Genomic DNA, 13,824 nt, shown 5'->3' with positions numbered 1-13,824 from the left:
TTGCGGGCTGCGGACCGGTGGGGGCTGGTCGCGCAGTTCCCCGCGCCCCTAGGTGGGTACAGGTCCCCGGCGTTTGAAGGCGAACGCTGTTGCCACTCCCGCCAGCAGGCCCAGCAGGTGTGCCTGCCAGCTCACGCCTGACTGGGTCGGGGCCAGGCCCACCAGGATCGACGTGCCCCAGACCGCCGCGACCAGGAGGCCCACCAGGACGCCCAGCGGGCGGCGCTCCACGAAGCCGGTCACCACCAGGTAGCCGAAGAGGCCGAAGATCAGGCCGGACGCGCCTGCCGTGTTGGTGTGGGCCGGGGCTATGAGCCACACGCCCAGGCCGTCGGCCACGATGATCAGGGCGCACACCGCGGCGAAGCGGCGGATACCGCTCAGCGCCGCCAGGAAGCCCATGACCAGCAGCGGGACGCTGTTCGCCGCCACGTGGGCGAAGCCGAAGTGGATGAACGCGGCCGGTACGACGTCGACCAGCTCGGACGAGGTGCGCGGGGTGATGCCGAAGCCGTCCAGGGCGTGGCCGCTCGCCACGTCCACCACTTCCAGCAGCCACAGCAGCGCGACCCAGCCCAGCATCAGCTTGGCCGCGGCCTTCGCCCGATCGCCGCGCGACCACTCGAGTTCCGTGCCCGTCATGACAGCCCCTTCCCCCTCAGAAGAACGCCCGGCCCCCTTGACCGGTTCCCACCCTGCGTCGCCGGATAGGCTCGGGGGTGTGAACCCAGTCAAGCCAGGAGAGACACGGCGTACGCCTTGGATCGTAGGGGTGTCCGGCGCCTCCGGCACCCCGTATGCCGCGTCCGTGCTGCGCGCGCTCCTCACCGCCGGGGAGAGCGTCGACCTGGTGGTCTCCCGGGCCTCCCGGCTCACCCTGCTCGACGAGACGGGCATCTCCTTCCGGGACGCGCACTGGCGCGAGGACCTGCGGGAATGGCTGGCCCGCGGGGCCGACGGCAAGCCCGCGGGCTTCGACGCCGACCTCGACGCGGTGCGGTACTGGAACGCCGGGGACCTGGCCGCCGGGCCGTCCTCGGGGTCGTACGCCACGAAGGGGATGCTCATCGTGCCGGCCTCCACGGCCTGTGTCGCGGGCGTCGCCCTCGGTCTGTCGAAGGATCTGCTCCAGCGCGCGGCGAGCGTCACACTGAAGGAGCGCCGGCCGCTGGTCGTGGCGGTACGGGAGACCCCCTTGAACGGGCAGACCCTCCGGCACCTGGTCACCCTGGACGACGCCGGCGCGAGCGTGGTCCCGGCCTCGCCGGGCTTCTACGCGGGCGCCACCCACATCCAGGACCTGGTGGACTTCGTCGCCGGGCGGGTGCTGGACGCGGCGGGCGTCGAGCACGGCCTGTACCGGCGCTGGCAGGGCGAGCTGGGCGCCGGCAGCGCCGACTGACGGGGCAGGGGCACGGGAGCGCGGGAACACGGGGGCGCAGGGGCGCAGGGCAAGTCGCAGTACCTCTCAGCACGTTCAGGAACTTTTCAGCGGAAGGCATCGATCGCATGGACGCGGTGGACAGGCAGCTCATCCAGGCCCTGAGGGAGAACGGCCGGGCCTCCTACGCGGAGCTGGGGCGCCTCGTCGGTCTGTCGGGACCCAGCGTCACGGACCGCATCAACCGGCTGGAGGCGGCCGGGGTCATCACCGGTTACCGCGCCACCGTCGACGCCGCCTCGCTCGGCCTCGGCGTGATCGCGCTGATCGGCATCTCGCTGTCCGACGCGGCCGACCACGAGGACGTGGCGCGGCGGCTGCGGGACCTCACCGAGATCGAGGACTGCTGGTTCATCGCGGGCGACGACTCGTACATGCTCAAGGTGCGGGCGTCGGACGTGGACGGCCTGGAGAAGACCATCCGGCGGCTGTCCGGGACCAAGGGCGTCTCCCGCACCCGTACCACGATCGTGCTCTCCACGAAGTGGGAGAACCGGGTCGGAGAGCTGCCCGAAGAGGCGTAGACGTACGGTGGGACAGGTCTTCGAGGAAAGGTGTGGTCATGGACGTCGGGCTCAAGCGCGAGCTGGAGGAGAAGGTCAGGGCCGGTGAGCGCCTGACCCGTGAGGACGGCATCGCGCTGTACGAGTCGGACGACCTGGCATGGCTGGGCGGACTCGCGCACGAGGTGCGGACGCGGAAGAACGGCGACGTCGTCCACTTCAACGTCAACCGGCACCTCAACATGACCAACGTGTGCACGGCGTCCTGCGCCTACTGCTCCTTCCAGCGCAAGCCGGGGGAGAAGGACGCCTACACGATGCGCATCGAGGAGGCGGTGAAGCTCGCCAAGGCGATGGAGGGTGAGAACCTCACCGAGCTCCACATCGTCAACGGCCTGCACCCGAACCTGCCGTGGCGCTACTACCCGCGGTCGCTGCGGGAGTTGAAGGCGGCGCTGCCGGACGTCTCCCTGAAGGCGTTCACCGCGACCGAGATCCATCACTTCGAGACGATCAGCGGGCTGAGCGCGAGCGAGATCCTCGACGAGCTCATCGACGCCGGTCTCGAGTCGTTGACCGGCGGTGGCGCCGAGATCTTCGACTGGGAGGTCCGCCAGCACATCGTGGACCACAGGACCCACTGGGAGGACTGGTCCCGGATCCACCGCCTGGCGCACGAGAAGGGTCTGAAGACCCCGAGCACCATGCTGTACGGCCACATCGAGGAGCCGCGGCACCGGGTGGACCACGTCCTTCGTCTGCGTGAACTCCAGGACGAGACCGGCGGTTTCCAGGTCTTCATCCCGCTGCGCTACCAGCACGACTTCGTGGACGTGAAGGACGGCAAGGTCCGCAACAGGTTGCAGGCCCGTACCCGGATGGCGACCGGTGCCGAGGCGCTGAAGACCTTCGCGGTCTCCCGGCTGCTGTTCGACAACGTCCCGCACGTCAAGGTCTTCTGGGTCATGCACGGTGTCCAGACCGCGCAGCTGGCGTTGCAGCACGGCGCGGACGACATGGACGGGTCGGTCGTCGAGTACAAGATCACCCACGACGCGGACAACTACGGGACGCCGAACAAGCTGACCCGTGAGGATCTGCTGGACCTGATCCGGGACGCGGGGTTCCGGCCGGTGGAGCGGAACACTCGGTACGAGGTGATTCGGGAGTACGACGGGCCTGACGCGGGGCGTCGGGAGTCTCCTCAGCCGATGCGGGTCTGATTTTCGGCCGCGGGTGCGTGGGGGCTGGTCGCGCAGTTCCCCGCGCCCCTTGGGTGGGTACTCGGGGCGCATGATGACGAAGGCACCCGAGGATGCCTACACCGCTGAACCGTTTCTTCCCGAGCGCGGCGGACTTCCCGCCCTCCGACAGGCCGCTGCCGGCTGCCGCGGCTGTCCCCTCCACCGTGACGCCACCCAGACCGTCTTCGGGACCGGGGACCCCCACGCGCGCGTGATGCTCGTGGGGGAGCAGCCCGGGGATCAGGAGGACCGGCAGGGGAAGCCGTTCGTCGGGCCCGCCGGGAAGCTGCTGGACCGGGCGCTCGGGGAGGCCGGGATCGATCCCGCGCAGGCCTACGTCACCAATGCCGTGAAGCACTTCAAGTTCACGCAGGCCGAGCCCCGGAAGCGGCGGATCCACAAGGCGCCGAGCCTCAGGGAGATGACGGCCTGCGGGCCCTGGCTCGCCAGGGAGCTGGAACTCGTCGAGCCGGAGCTGATCGTCGTCCTCGGGGCCACCGCCGGCAAGGCCCTGCTCGGCTCCTCCTTCCGCGTCACGCAGGTCCGGGGGACCGTGCTGGAGGAGGAGATCCACGGCCGGCGGGAGCGGTTGGTGCCGACCGTGCATCCGTCGGCCGTGCTGCGAGCCGAGGACCGGGAGGCCGCGTACCGGGGACTGGTGGCCGACCTGGAGGTCGCGGCGCACGCATTGTCGTAAGGGTTACGATGCTGCCGTGTCCCTTACGTTTACTCTCGACCCGGCCGTCACTCCCGACCTCCGGGACGGCATTCTCGACCTGTGGGCGGACGTCAGCAATGCGGGCGGCGCCGTCGGCTTCGTCGCTCCCGTGGAGCCCGAGACGATCCGCCCCGAGCTGGTGAAGCACTTCGTGGCGATGGCGGAGGGGCGCACCCGCCTGCTCGTCGGGCACGACGAGGACGGCCGGGTCGCCGCCACCGCCTTCTTCAGCTTCAACACGCACCGCCTCATGACCCACTGGGTCTGGCTGTACACGGTCATGGTCCACCCCCGCCACCAGGGCCGGGGCTACGGCCGCGACCTCCTGACGGCGGCGGCCGAAGCGGCCCGCACCTTCGACGCCATAGAGGCGATACGGCTGAACTGCCGCGGCGGCCTTGGTCTGGAGCGTTTCTACGGCTCCTGCGGCTACAAGGAGGTCGGCCGCGTACCCGGCGCGATCCGGGTCGCACCCGGGGACGACCGCGACGACGTGATCATGCTGCTGCCGCTGACCTGACCCCCGTCGAAGATCGGGTGCCCGGCGTGCTTCACTGGACGGTGCCCCGTTTTTGAACCGGAAGAGTGGATTGACATGCTCCGCTACACGCTGATGCGCCTCGGGATCTTCGTGGGCTGCCTCGTGGTCGTCTGGGGCCTCGTCTACGCCGGCCTCGCCCCGCGCGGCCTCGGCTCCTCCAACGGCATGTGGATCGTCCTGCTCTCCCTGCTGATCTCGGCCCCCATCAGCTTCGTCGTCCTGCGCAAGGAGCGTGACCGCGCCTCCGTCCAGGTCGCCCAGCGGGTCGACCGCATGAAGGCCAACCTGGACGCCAACCGCAGCCAGGAGGACGAGACGGTCGAAGAGGCCGGTCGCACCCAGGGCCAGGCCCCGCAGACCTCCTGAGCGCAACGCCCCCGCCGCCGCGGCCACATGACCGTACGCTTTGGGCATGGGTGTCGTGAAGAGCAAGCGGATGCCGCGCGCGGTGCGGGAGCAGCAGATGCTGGACGCCGCTGTGGAGATCTTCGGGCAGCGTGGGTACATGGCCGCCTCGATGGACGAGATCGCCGAACTCGCCGGGGTGTCCAAGCCGTTGGTCTACCTGTACCTGAACTCCAAGGAAGACCTCTTCACCGCGTGCATCCGCCGGGAGGCGGCCGCGCTCACCGAGGCCGTGCGGACGGGGGTGCGGACCGAACTGCCCGTCGACCGGCAGCTGTGGGACGGACTGCTGGCCTTCTTCACGCACACCTCGCAGCACCCGCACGGCTGGTCCGTGCTGCACCTCCAGGCCCGGATCCACGGTGAGGCGTTCGTCGCCGAGGTCACCGCGATGCGCGAGGAGATCGTCGCGTTCGTGACCCAGCTGATCGTGGTCGCGGCCCGCGAGGCACACCGCGACCCCGATCTGCCCGAGCGCGAGGTCGCCGGGCTCGCCGAGGCCCTCGTCGGTGCCGCCGAGTCCCTGGCCGCCTGGTCCAACGCGACCCCGGGGGTGACGGCACGGCAGTCGGCGGCGACCCTCATGAACTTCGCCTGGGCCGGCCTCGGGAACCTCATGGAGAACCGGCCCTGGATCCCCGAGGCCGTTCCCGCCGTCCCCGCCGAGGGCGCGCCGCTTCAGGTCAGCGGGTAGACGCCCCCGCTCACGTGCACGCGGTCGGCGCCGCACAGCTCGAACCGCTCGCCGTTCGCCGCGTACGTCACCGTCCCCGGCAGCAGCACCGGGGCCCTGAACTCCGCCCGGACCAGCACCGCCTGGGGTGTGCCGTGGGCCGCCAGGCAGCGGGCCGCCGTCCACATGCCGTGCGCGATCGCCCTCTTGAAGCCGAAGAGGCGGGCCGTGAACGGGTACAGGTGGATCGGGTTGCGGTCGCCGGACGCGGCGGCGTAACGCCGTCCGATGTCCCCGGCCAGCCGCCACTCGTCGACGCCGGGCAGCGGCTCGTGCACCTCCCGCTCGGACTCCCGCCCAGGCCCCTGCCCGGGCTCCCGCCCGGGCTCCCGTTCCTGGGCCGCCCCCGTGGTGCGGTGCCGTGCCAGATACGTGCTCACCGACTCCCATACGACGTCCTCGCCCACCCGTAGTTCGGTGACCACCGCGGCCTCCGTACCGCGCCGGTGCGGCGCCAACCCGTCGATGCGCACGGAGAGTTCGTAGGTCCCGGTCGCCGCCAGTTCCCGGTACCGGGTGATCTCGATCGACGTGTGCACCAGCCCGAGCAGCGGCAGCGGGAAGTCCGGCCCGCTCATCAGGCCCATCGCGAGCGGAAAGCCCAGCACATGCGGATACGTCACCGGCAGCGCGTCCTCCCCGGTCGGGAACCCGCACACCCGCTCGTACGCGGCCAGCCGCGCGAGATCGACCCGCAGCCCGGGCAGCACGAGCCGCGTCCGCGGAAAGTCCGCACCGGCCGAGGGCCGCTTGAAGGGGGACCGCAGGGCACCGGCGGCGAGGAGCGGCACGAGGGAGGGCGACTGCGTGAGCACCCGCGCCGGGCCCGCCAAGTGGGCGGCGGGAGCGGCGGGTCGCTCCGGGTCCCGCGAGGGCGCGCTCTCGGGGCACCTGTCCCCGGAGGCCGAACCGTGGCTCTCCACTACGCCCCCAGCAGACTCTGGCCGCACACCCGCACGACCTGCCCGTTCACCGCGCCGGACGCCGGGTGCGCCAGCCAGGCCGTGGTCTCGGCCACGTCGGAGGGGAGCCCGCCCTGGGCGAGGGAGTTCATCCGCCGCCCGGCCTCCCGGATGAACAGCGGGACCGCCGCCGTCATCCTGGTCTCGATGAACCCGGGCGCCGCCGCGTTCACCGTGACCCCGTGCCCGGCCAGCGCCCGGGGTGCCAGCGAACGCACCAGGCCGGCCACGCCCGCCTTGCTCGCGCCGTAGTTCGTCTGCCCTGCGTTCCCCGCGAGCCCCGCGATGGAGGCGGTGGCGACGATCCGCCCGCCCGGCCGCAGCGCCCCCGCCTCCAGCAGCGCGTCCGTCGTGCGCAGCACACTCGCCAGGTTGACGTCGAGCACCGAACTCCAGCGCTCGGCGGGCATGTTGACCAGCCGCCGGTCCCGGGTGATCCCCGCGTTGTGGACCAGCACGTCCAGCCCGTCGGGCACCGCCTCGGCGATCCGTACGCCCGCGTCGGCGGCCGTGATGTCCAGCGCGAGCGCCCGTCCCCCGAGCCGTGCGGCCAGCTGCTCGGCGTCCGCCCGCGCCCCCGGCACATCGAGTACGACGACCCGCGCCCCGTCCCTCGCCAGCGTCTCGGCGACCGCCGCGCCGATGCCCCGCGCACCGCCGGTCACCAGGGCCGTCCGCCCGGCGAGCGGGAGGGACCAGTCGACCTCGGTGTCCTGAGGGGTCTCGCCGACCTCGATCACCTGGCCGCTGACGTAGGCGGACCTGGGGGAGAGCAGGAACCGCAGGGTCGACTCGGCGGCGGCCGCGTCGGTCAGCCGTACCAGATTGACCGTTCTGCCCCGGCCGATCTCCTTGCCGAGCGAGCGTGTGAAGCCCTCCAACGCCTGCTGGACGGCGGCCTGGTGGTGGTCGACACCGGAGAGCGGCGACCCCAGGACGACGACCCGTCCGCTGGTGGCGACCGACCGCACGACCGGGTGCAGGGCCGCGTGGACCTCCGCCAGGTCGTCCACGTCCCGCACGCCGGTGGCGTCCAGGAGGACCCCGGCGGGCGCCTGCGCGGAAGAGACGAAGCCCAGCGCGGGAGAGAGGGAGTCCAGTCCGGACAGCTGGGACTTCCCCGCCGTCAGGAGCAGCACCCCGCCCTCGAAGCCCTCCGACCCCGCCGACCACCGCCGCAGCCGCGCCGGCTGCGGGAGGCCGAGCCTGCGGGTGAGGAACCGGCCCGGCGCGGTACCGGTGAAGCTCAGATAGCGGTCGGCCATGTCCATCTCCCGGGTCGGTCGCAGATTCCTTACTCTGGAGTAAGGTTACCGCAGGTAAGTCAATCTCAGAGGTGAGGAGCTGGTGGAGATGAGCCCCTTGAAGCCGCCGGTCGCCCGGCGCGTCGCGGTCGTCGCGGGCGCCCGCCTGCCCTTCGCCCGCTCCGACGGCCCCTACGCCACCGCCTCGAACCAGGAGATGCTCACCGCGGCCCTCGACGCCCTCGTGGAGCGGCAGGGGCTCGAAGGGCCGGGCGCCGTGGGCGAGTTCGTCGCGGGTGCCGTCCTCAAGCACAGCCGGGACTTCAACCTGGCCCGTGAGACGGTGCTCGGCTCGAAGCTGGACCCGCGCACTCCGGCGTACGACATCCAGCAGGCCTGCGGGACCGGTCTCCAGGCCGTCATCGCCGCCGCCAACAAGATCGCGCTGGGGCAGACGGAGTCCGCGATCGCGGGCGGCGCGGACACCGCGAGCGACGCACCGCTCGGCGTCAACGACGAGCTGCGCCGCATCCTGCTGGAGGCGCGGCGGGCGAAGTCGGCCGGTGCCCGGCTGAAGGCGCTCGCGCGCATCCGGCCGACCCATCTGGTCCCCGACATCCCGCGCAACGCCGAGCCCCGCACCGGGCTTTCGATGGGCGAGCACGCCGCCGTGACCGCCGCCGCGTGGGGAGTGACCCGGCAGGACCAGGACGAGCTGGCGGCGATGAGCCACCAGCGGCTTGCGGCCGCGTACGAGCGGGGGTTCTTCCGGGAGTTGGTGGTCCCCTTCCGTGGCCTGGCCCGCGACCAGAACCTCCGCCCGGACTCGACACCCGGGAAACTTGCCGCGCTGAAACCGGTGTTCGGCCTCGAGGGACCCGACCCGACCATGACCGCCGGGAACTCGACCCCGCTCACGGACGGCGCCGCGGTCGTCCTGCTGGCCTCCGAGGAGTGGGCCGAGGCGCGCGGGCTGGAGGTGCAGGCCTACCTCACCGCGTACGAGACGGCGGCCGTGGACTTCGTGCGGGGCGATGTCGCGCAGGGTGAGGACGGCCTGTTGATGGCCCCCGCCCACGCCGTCCCCCGCATGCTGGAGCGGGCCGGTCTCGGTCTCGACGACTTCGACCTGGTCGAGATCCACGAGGCCTTCGCCTCCCAGGTCCTCGCGACCCTCGCGGCCTGGGAGAAGCGGGGGCTGGGCCCGGTGGACCGGACCCGCCTCAACGTCGCCGGGTCCTCGCTCGCCACCGGTCACCCCTTCGCCGCGACCGGCGCCCGGATCGTGGCCACCCTCGCCAGGCTGCTGGCCGAGCGGGAGGGACCCGGCCGCGGGCTGATCTCGGTGTGCGCGGCGGGCGGACAGGGCGTGACGGCGATCCTGGAGCGGCCGTAGGAGGGGAGAAGTGACAACCTCTCACTTTGCGGTCGAGGTTGCACAGTCCCGGCTCCGGACCATCAACGAACCCGCACAGACTCACCACTTGAGCCACTTAGGATCACCGTCCTAACCCCCGGTAACCCTTCCAGGCGCACTCGCGGGTGAACGCCCCGGTACGTCCCCTGCGTACCTCATGCAGGAGCGGTATCGAGCTGCACGTCCCAGGAGCTGACCATGTCCCTCTCGTACGTGTCCGGCCACGACTACGACGGCGCCCCGGTGCTCGTGGAACCCGAGATCGTGCGGCTGGACGGTGAGGTCCGCGAGGTGTCGGTGCCGCCGCTGGTCCCGCCGCTGACCCACGGCTCGCTGGCCGACCTGCCCTTCGACAACGCCGAGACGGCGCCCGAGCAGCGGGTGATGAGCCGCCGTACCGAGGACGGCCGGTGGGTCGACCTGACGGCGGCGGAGTTCGCGCAGCAGGTGCTGGCCCTGGCCAAGGGCCTGATCTCCGAGGGCCTGATGCCGGGCGACCGGGTCGCGATCATGGCCCGTACGACGTACGAGTGGACGCTCCTCGACTTCGCCGCCTGGGCCGCCGGTCTGGTCACGGTCCCCGTCTACCCGACCTCCTCGGTCTTCCAGACCCGGTTCATCCTCCAGGACTCCGGCGCGGTCGCCCTGGTGACCGAGACCGCCGCACAGGCCGCCGCCCTCGGCCCGGAGCTGAGCCGGCTCCCGGACCTGCGGCACATGTGGATCATGGAGAAGGGGCATGTGGAGCGGCTGGCCGAGCTCGGCCAGGCCGTCCCGGACCAGGAGATCGGCGTGCGGCGCGGCATGCTGGGCCCGGCCACGGTCGCCACCGTCGTCTACACCTCGGGCACCACCGGCCGTCCCAAGGGCTGTGTGCTCAGCCACGGCAACTTCCTCACCGAGGTCGACAACGCGATCGAGCTGCTCTACCCGGTCTTCAAGTCGAAGTCGGACGACACCGACCTGGCGACCCTGCTTTTTCTGCCCATCTCGCACGTCTTCGGCCGGATGGTGGCCGTCGCCTGCGTCCGCGCCCGGGTCCGCCTCGGGCACGCGCCGAGCCTCCAGGCCGAGGACCTGCTGGCCGACCTGGGCAGCTTCAAGCCGACCTTCCTCCTCGTGATCCCCTACATGCTGGAGAAGGTCTTCAACAACGCCCGCGCCAAGGCGGAGAGCGGCGGCCGGGTCACCGTCTTCGACCGCGCGACCAATGTCGCCGTCCGCTACGGCGAGGCGATGGAGTCCCGCCACGCGGGCACGGGCTCAGGACCCGGCGCGGCCCTGAAGGCGGCCCGCACCTTCTACGACCCGCTGGTGTACCGCCGTATCCGCAACGCCATGGGCGGCCGGATCCGGCACATCATCTCCGGCGGCTCCCCGCTCGGCCGCCGCCTCGCCGCGTTCTACGCGGGCGCGGGCATGGAGATCTACGAGGGCTACGGCCTGACCGAGTCGACCGGGGCCGCGACCTGCACCCCGCCCCTCAAGCCCCGGCTCGGCACGGTCGGCTGGCCCATCCCGGGCACCCGGATCCGGATCGCGGCCGACGGCGAGATCCTGCTGCACGGCGGCCAGGTGTTCCGCGGCTACTGGGACCCCTACGGCGAGGGAGTGGCCCCCGCCTCCGCCGACGGCTGGTTCCCGACCGGCGACATCGGACAGCTCGACGACGAGGGCTATCTGACGATCACCGGCCGCAAGAAGGAGATCCTGATCACCGCGGGCGGCAAGAACGTCGCCCCGGCCCCGCTGGAGAACTGGCTGCGCTCCCACCCGCTGATCTCCCAGTGCATGGTCCTCGGCGACCGGCGCCCCTACATCTCGGCGCTGATCAGCCTGGACATGGACGGCGTCAACCACTGGCGGCAGATGAACGGCAAGCACCCCGTCCCCGCCGAACTCCTCGTCAACGACGAGGAGTTGCGGGCCATCCTGCAACGGGCCGTGGACGAGGCGAACAAGCTCGTCTCGCGTCCGGAGTCCATCCGCCGCTTCACCGTCCTGCCCACCGACTTCACGGAGGCGGGGGGTCATCTGACGCCGTCGATGAAGCTGCGCCGCGAGGCGGTCATGCGGGACTTCGCGACGGAGATCGAAGGGCTGTACGAGCGCTGAGCACCCGATGGGGGCGGGTAGGTGCAGACCTTATGGAGACGTTTGCGATGTGCTGCAAGTGTGACCTAGGTTAGGTGTACGAAACGGTTTCGGACTGCGCTGTTGGTCCGAGCGAATCCGAGCCCCATGAGGGGAGCACCATCGTGGAAGCCATTCCGGCAGCCACCGCCCAGGCCGTGCCGTCCGGCCCCACCCCCGCCCCGTCGAAGCACCGGTGGTGGGCGCTGGCCGTGATCGGCCTCGCCCAGCTCATGGTCGTGCTCGACGCGACGATCGTGAACATCGCGCTGCCGTCCGCCCAGCAGGACCTGGGCTTCGACAACAACGGCCGGCAGTGGATCGTCACCGCCTACTCCCTGGCCTTCGGCAGCCTGCTGCTGCTCGGCGGCCGGCTCGCCGACCTCTTCGGCCGCAAGACCACCTTCGTCATCGGCATCGTCGGCTTCGCCGCGGCCTCCGCGGTCGGCGGTGCGGCCAACGGCTTCACCATGCTGGTCGTCGCCCGCGCGGTGCAGGGCCTGTTCGGCGCCCTGCTCGCCCCGGCCGCCCTGTCCCTGCTGACCACGACGTTCACCGAACCCAAGGAACGCGCCCGGGCGTTCGGCATCTTCGGCGCCATCGCCGGCTCCGGCGCCGCCGTCGGCCTGGTGCTCGGCGGCCTGCTCACCGAGTACCTGGACTGGCGCTGGACGCTGTACGTCAACGACGTCATCGCTGTCCTCGCGCTGGTCGGCGCGGTCGTCTTCATCGGCCGCTCCGTGCCGGCCGAGCGGCCCCGGCTCGACATCCCCGGCGTGATCCTGGTCTCCGGTGGTCTGTTCGGCATCGTCTACGGCTTCGCCAACGCGGAGACGCACGACTGGGACAACTGGATGACCTGGGGCTTCCTCGCCGCGGGCGGGGTCCTGCTGGTCGCGTTCTTCCTCTGGCAGGCCCGCGCCAAGCACCCCGTGCTGCCGCTGCGGGTCCTCGCCGACCGCGACCGCGCGGCCGCCCTGTCGACGATCCTCATCTCGTCCGCCGGGATGTTCGGCGTCTTCCTCTTCCTCACCTACTACCTCCAGTCGACGCTGGGCTACTCACCGGTCAAGAACGGCGTGGCCTTCCTGCCGATGGTGGGCGCGCTGATGGTGATGGCGCAGCTGTCCACCAACCTGCTGGTGCCGAGGATCGGCCCCAAGATCGTCGTCCCCGTCGGCATGCTGGTGGCCGCGGGCGGCATGGTCTGGCTGACCCGCCTCGGCCTCGACAGCGGCTACGCGGCCCACGTACTGCCGCCGCTCCTGCTGCTCGGCGCCGGTCTCGGCATGTCGATGCCCGCGGCGATGAGCTACGCGACCCTCGGAGTGGCGGCCAACGACCAGGGAGTGGCCTCGGCCGCCCTCAACACCACGCAGCAGGTGGGCGGTTCGATCAGCACCGCGCTGCTGAACACCCTGGCCGCCACCGCCGCCACGAACTACGCCGCGGACCACCTGTCCGACCCGCTGGTCAAGGCGAACGCGGCCCTGCACAGCTACGAGGTCGCGTACTGGTGGTCGGCGGCCTTCTTCGCCGTCGGCGTGATCATCACGGTGCTGCTGTTCCGGGCGAAGAAGAAGGAGACCGCGCCGGTCGAGCACCCCGAGACCCCCGCCCCGCCCGCCGTTCCCACCCCGGTGCCGGCGTCGGCGTCGGCGTCGACGTCGGCCGCGGTGCGCGGTCTGGTGCGTGACGGCACCGGTGTCCCCGTACCCCGCACCGCGCTCACCCTCCTGGACGCCTCGGGCCGCCAACTGGCCCGTGCCACCTCCCGCGAGGACGGCAGCTACGCCCTGGACACCGCCGAGCGCGGCGGCCTGGTCCTGGTCGGCTCGGCCCCCGGCTACCAGCCCCAGGTGGTCACCCTGTCCGTGAACGGCACGCCGGTCTCCCACGACCTGGTGTTCCTGCCCAGCCCCGGCGGCCTGGCCGGTACGGTGCTCGGCGCGGGCGGCGAGGGCCTGCCCGGCGCGCTGGTGGTGGCCACGGACCAGCGCGGCGACGTGACGGCCTCCACCACGTCCGGCCCCGAGGGCGCCTACCGCCTCGGCGACCTCCTGCCGGGCGACTACACCCTCAGCGTCAGCGCCCCCGGCCACCGTCCGACGGCGGTCCCGGTCACCGTCGCCGCGGAGAGCACCTGCGACATCCAACTGACCGTCGCGGCAACCCTGCGGGGCACCGTGCACACCCCGGACGGCCGTGCCCTGGACGACGCCAGGGTCACCCTGCTCGACGCCGCCGGCAATGTCGTCGGCACCCGCACCACCAGCGTCGACGGCAGCTACGCCTTCACCGACCTGGCCAGCGACCAGTACACGGTGATCGCCAGCGGCTACCCGCCGGTGGCCACGAAGGTCACGGTGAACGGCAGCACGGAGGGGGTCGACGTCCTGCTGGGCCACAAGGAGGCGTAGCACGTACGACGGTGACGGGGCGTCCTGCAACCATGCCCCGTCACCGTGAGTCGGTGCTTCCCG

Annotated in this window: 13 protein-coding genes; 10 read left to right on the top strand and 3 right to left on the bottom strand. The window is 71.6% G+C overall.

Annotation, left to right across the window (positions count from 1 at the left end; genetic code table 11):
* Positions 1 to 48: 48 nt before the first annotated feature.
* Positions 49 to 642 (bottom strand): rhomboid family intramembrane serine protease, encoded by a 594-nt coding sequence (locus OHN19_RS17835; RefSeq protein ID WP_330265129.1) that lies wholly within the window; start codon positions 640 to 642, stop codon positions 49 to 51.
* Positions 643 to 721: 79 nt separating this feature from the next.
* Here OHN19_RS17835 and OHN19_RS17830 point away from each other — a divergent pair, with 79 nt between their 5' ends.
* From OHN19_RS17830 to OHN19_RS17800, 7 genes are all read left to right on the top strand, one after another.
* Positions 722 to 1,402, top strand: a complete 681-nt coding sequence (locus OHN19_RS17830; protein WP_330265128.1) for a UbiX family flavin prenyltransferase — start codon at positions 722 to 724, stop codon at positions 1,400 to 1,402.
* Positions 1,403 to 1,509: 107 nt separating this feature from the next.
* The gene (locus tag OHN19_RS17825) at positions 1,510 to 1,965 is read left to right on the top strand and encodes an Lrp/AsnC family transcriptional regulator (protein ID WP_330265127.1); all 456 of its coding nucleotides are present in this window, start codon (positions 1,510 to 1,512) and stop codon (positions 1,963 to 1,965) included.
* A 38-nt stretch (positions 1,966 to 2,003) separates the two neighbouring features.
* Positions 2,004 to 3,167 carry an aminofutalosine synthase MqnE gene (gene mqnE, locus OHN19_RS17820; RefSeq protein WP_123762394.1) on the top strand — a complete coding sequence of 388 codons (1,164 nt, stop codon included), beginning with the start codon at positions 2,004 to 2,006 and terminating at the stop codon, positions 3,165 to 3,167.
* A 70-nt stretch (positions 3,168 to 3,237) separates the two neighbouring features.
* Positions 3,238 to 3,885, top strand: coding sequence for a UdgX family uracil-DNA binding protein (locus tag OHN19_RS17815; protein WP_330265126.1), 648 nt, complete (start codon positions 3,238 to 3,240; stop codon positions 3,883 to 3,885).
* 16 nt (positions 3,886 to 3,901) lie between these two features.
* A complete protein-coding gene (locus OHN19_RS17810) occupies positions 3,902 to 4,426 on the top strand; it encodes a GNAT family N-acetyltransferase (RefSeq protein WP_330265125.1) in 525 nt (174 codons plus the stop codon).
* 75 nt (positions 4,427 to 4,501) lie between these two features.
* Positions 4,502 to 4,813 carry a DUF4229 domain-containing protein gene (locus OHN19_RS17805; RefSeq protein WP_330265124.1) on the top strand — a complete coding sequence of 104 codons (312 nt, stop codon included), beginning with the start codon at positions 4,502 to 4,504 and terminating at the stop codon, positions 4,811 to 4,813.
* A gap of 46 nt (positions 4,814 to 4,859) precedes the next feature.
* Positions 4,860 to 5,546, top strand: coding sequence for a TetR/AcrR family transcriptional regulator (locus OHN19_RS17800; RefSeq protein WP_330265123.1), 687 nt, complete (start codon positions 4,860 to 4,862; stop codon positions 5,544 to 5,546).
* Here the strand turns inward: OHN19_RS17800 and OHN19_RS17795 are convergent.
* Together OHN19_RS17795 and OHN19_RS17790 are read right to left on the bottom strand one after the other, a co-directional pair.
* A complete protein-coding gene (locus OHN19_RS17795) occupies positions 5,531 to 6,400 on the bottom strand; it encodes a MaoC family dehydratase (protein ID WP_419249524.1) in 870 nt (289 codons plus the stop codon). The genes OHN19_RS17800 and OHN19_RS17795 overlap by 16 nt on opposite strands.
* 107 nt (positions 6,401 to 6,507) lie before the next feature.
* A complete protein-coding gene (locus OHN19_RS17790; RefSeq protein WP_330265122.1) occupies positions 6,508 to 7,812 on the bottom strand; it encodes a 3-oxoacyl-ACP reductase in 1,305 nt (434 codons plus the stop codon).
* An 88-nt stretch (positions 7,813 to 7,900) separates the two neighbouring features.
* Between OHN19_RS17790 and OHN19_RS17785 the strand changes: the two genes are divergently transcribed.
* The 3 genes from OHN19_RS17785 (at position 7,901) to OHN19_RS17775 (ending at position 13,761) form a co-directional block, all read left to right on the top strand.
* Positions 7,901 to 9,187 (top strand): acetyl-CoA C-acetyltransferase, encoded by a 1,287-nt coding sequence (locus OHN19_RS17785; protein ID WP_330265121.1) that lies wholly within the window; start codon positions 7,901 to 7,903, stop codon positions 9,185 to 9,187.
* A gap of 219 nt (positions 9,188 to 9,406) precedes the next feature.
* Positions 9,407 to 11,323, top strand: coding sequence for an AMP-dependent synthetase/ligase (locus OHN19_RS17780; RefSeq protein WP_330265120.1), 1,917 nt, complete (start codon positions 9,407 to 9,409; stop codon positions 11,321 to 11,323).
* A gap of 143 nt (positions 11,324 to 11,466) precedes the next feature.
* The gene (locus OHN19_RS17775; protein WP_330265119.1) at positions 11,467 to 13,761 is read left to right on the top strand and encodes an MFS transporter; all 2,295 of its coding nucleotides are present in this window, start codon (positions 11,467 to 11,469) and stop codon (positions 13,759 to 13,761) included.
* The last annotated feature ends 63 nt before the right edge of the window (positions 13,762 to 13,824 follow it).

Origin of the sequence: Streptomyces griseorubiginosus, from assembly GCF_036345115.1 — a bacterium.
Lineage (GTDB): Bacteria > Actinomycetota > Actinomycetes > Streptomycetales > Streptomycetaceae > Streptomyces > Streptomyces griseorubiginosus_C.
The sequence above is the reverse complement of the archived record's forward strand: the minus strand, read 5'-3'. Positions and strand labels throughout refer to the sequence as shown.

Coding starts and splice junctions, on each gene's coding strand:
- OHN19_RS17835 (WP_330265129.1), bottom strand. CDS start 642: ATGACGGGCACGGAACTCGAGTGGTCGCGCGGCGATCGGGCGAAGGCC.
- OHN19_RS17825 (WP_330265127.1), top strand. CDS start 1,510: ATGGACGCGGTGGACAGGCAGCTCATCCAGGCCCTGAGGGAGAACGGC.
- mqnE (WP_123762394.1), top strand. CDS start 2,004: ATGGACGTCGGGCTCAAGCGCGAGCTGGAGGAGAAGGTCAGGGCCGGT.
- OHN19_RS17815 (WP_330265126.1), top strand. CDS start 3,238: ATGATGACGAAGGCACCCGAGGATGCCTACACCGCTGAACCGTTTCTT.
- OHN19_RS17805 (WP_330265124.1), top strand. CDS start 4,502: ATGCTCCGCTACACGCTGATGCGCCTCGGGATCTTCGTGGGCTGCCTC.
- OHN19_RS17800 (WP_330265123.1), top strand. CDS start 4,860: ATGGGTGTCGTGAAGAGCAAGCGGATGCCGCGCGCGGTGCGGGAGCAG.
- OHN19_RS17790 (WP_330265122.1), bottom strand. CDS start 7,812: ATGGCCGACCGCTATCTGAGCTTCACCGGTACCGCGCCGGGCCGGTTC.
- OHN19_RS17785 (WP_330265121.1), top strand. CDS start 7,901: ATGAGCCCCTTGAAGCCGCCGGTCGCCCGGCGCGTCGCGGTCGTCGCG.
- OHN19_RS17780 (WP_330265120.1), top strand. CDS start 9,407: ATGTCCCTCTCGTACGTGTCCGGCCACGACTACGACGGCGCCCCGGTG.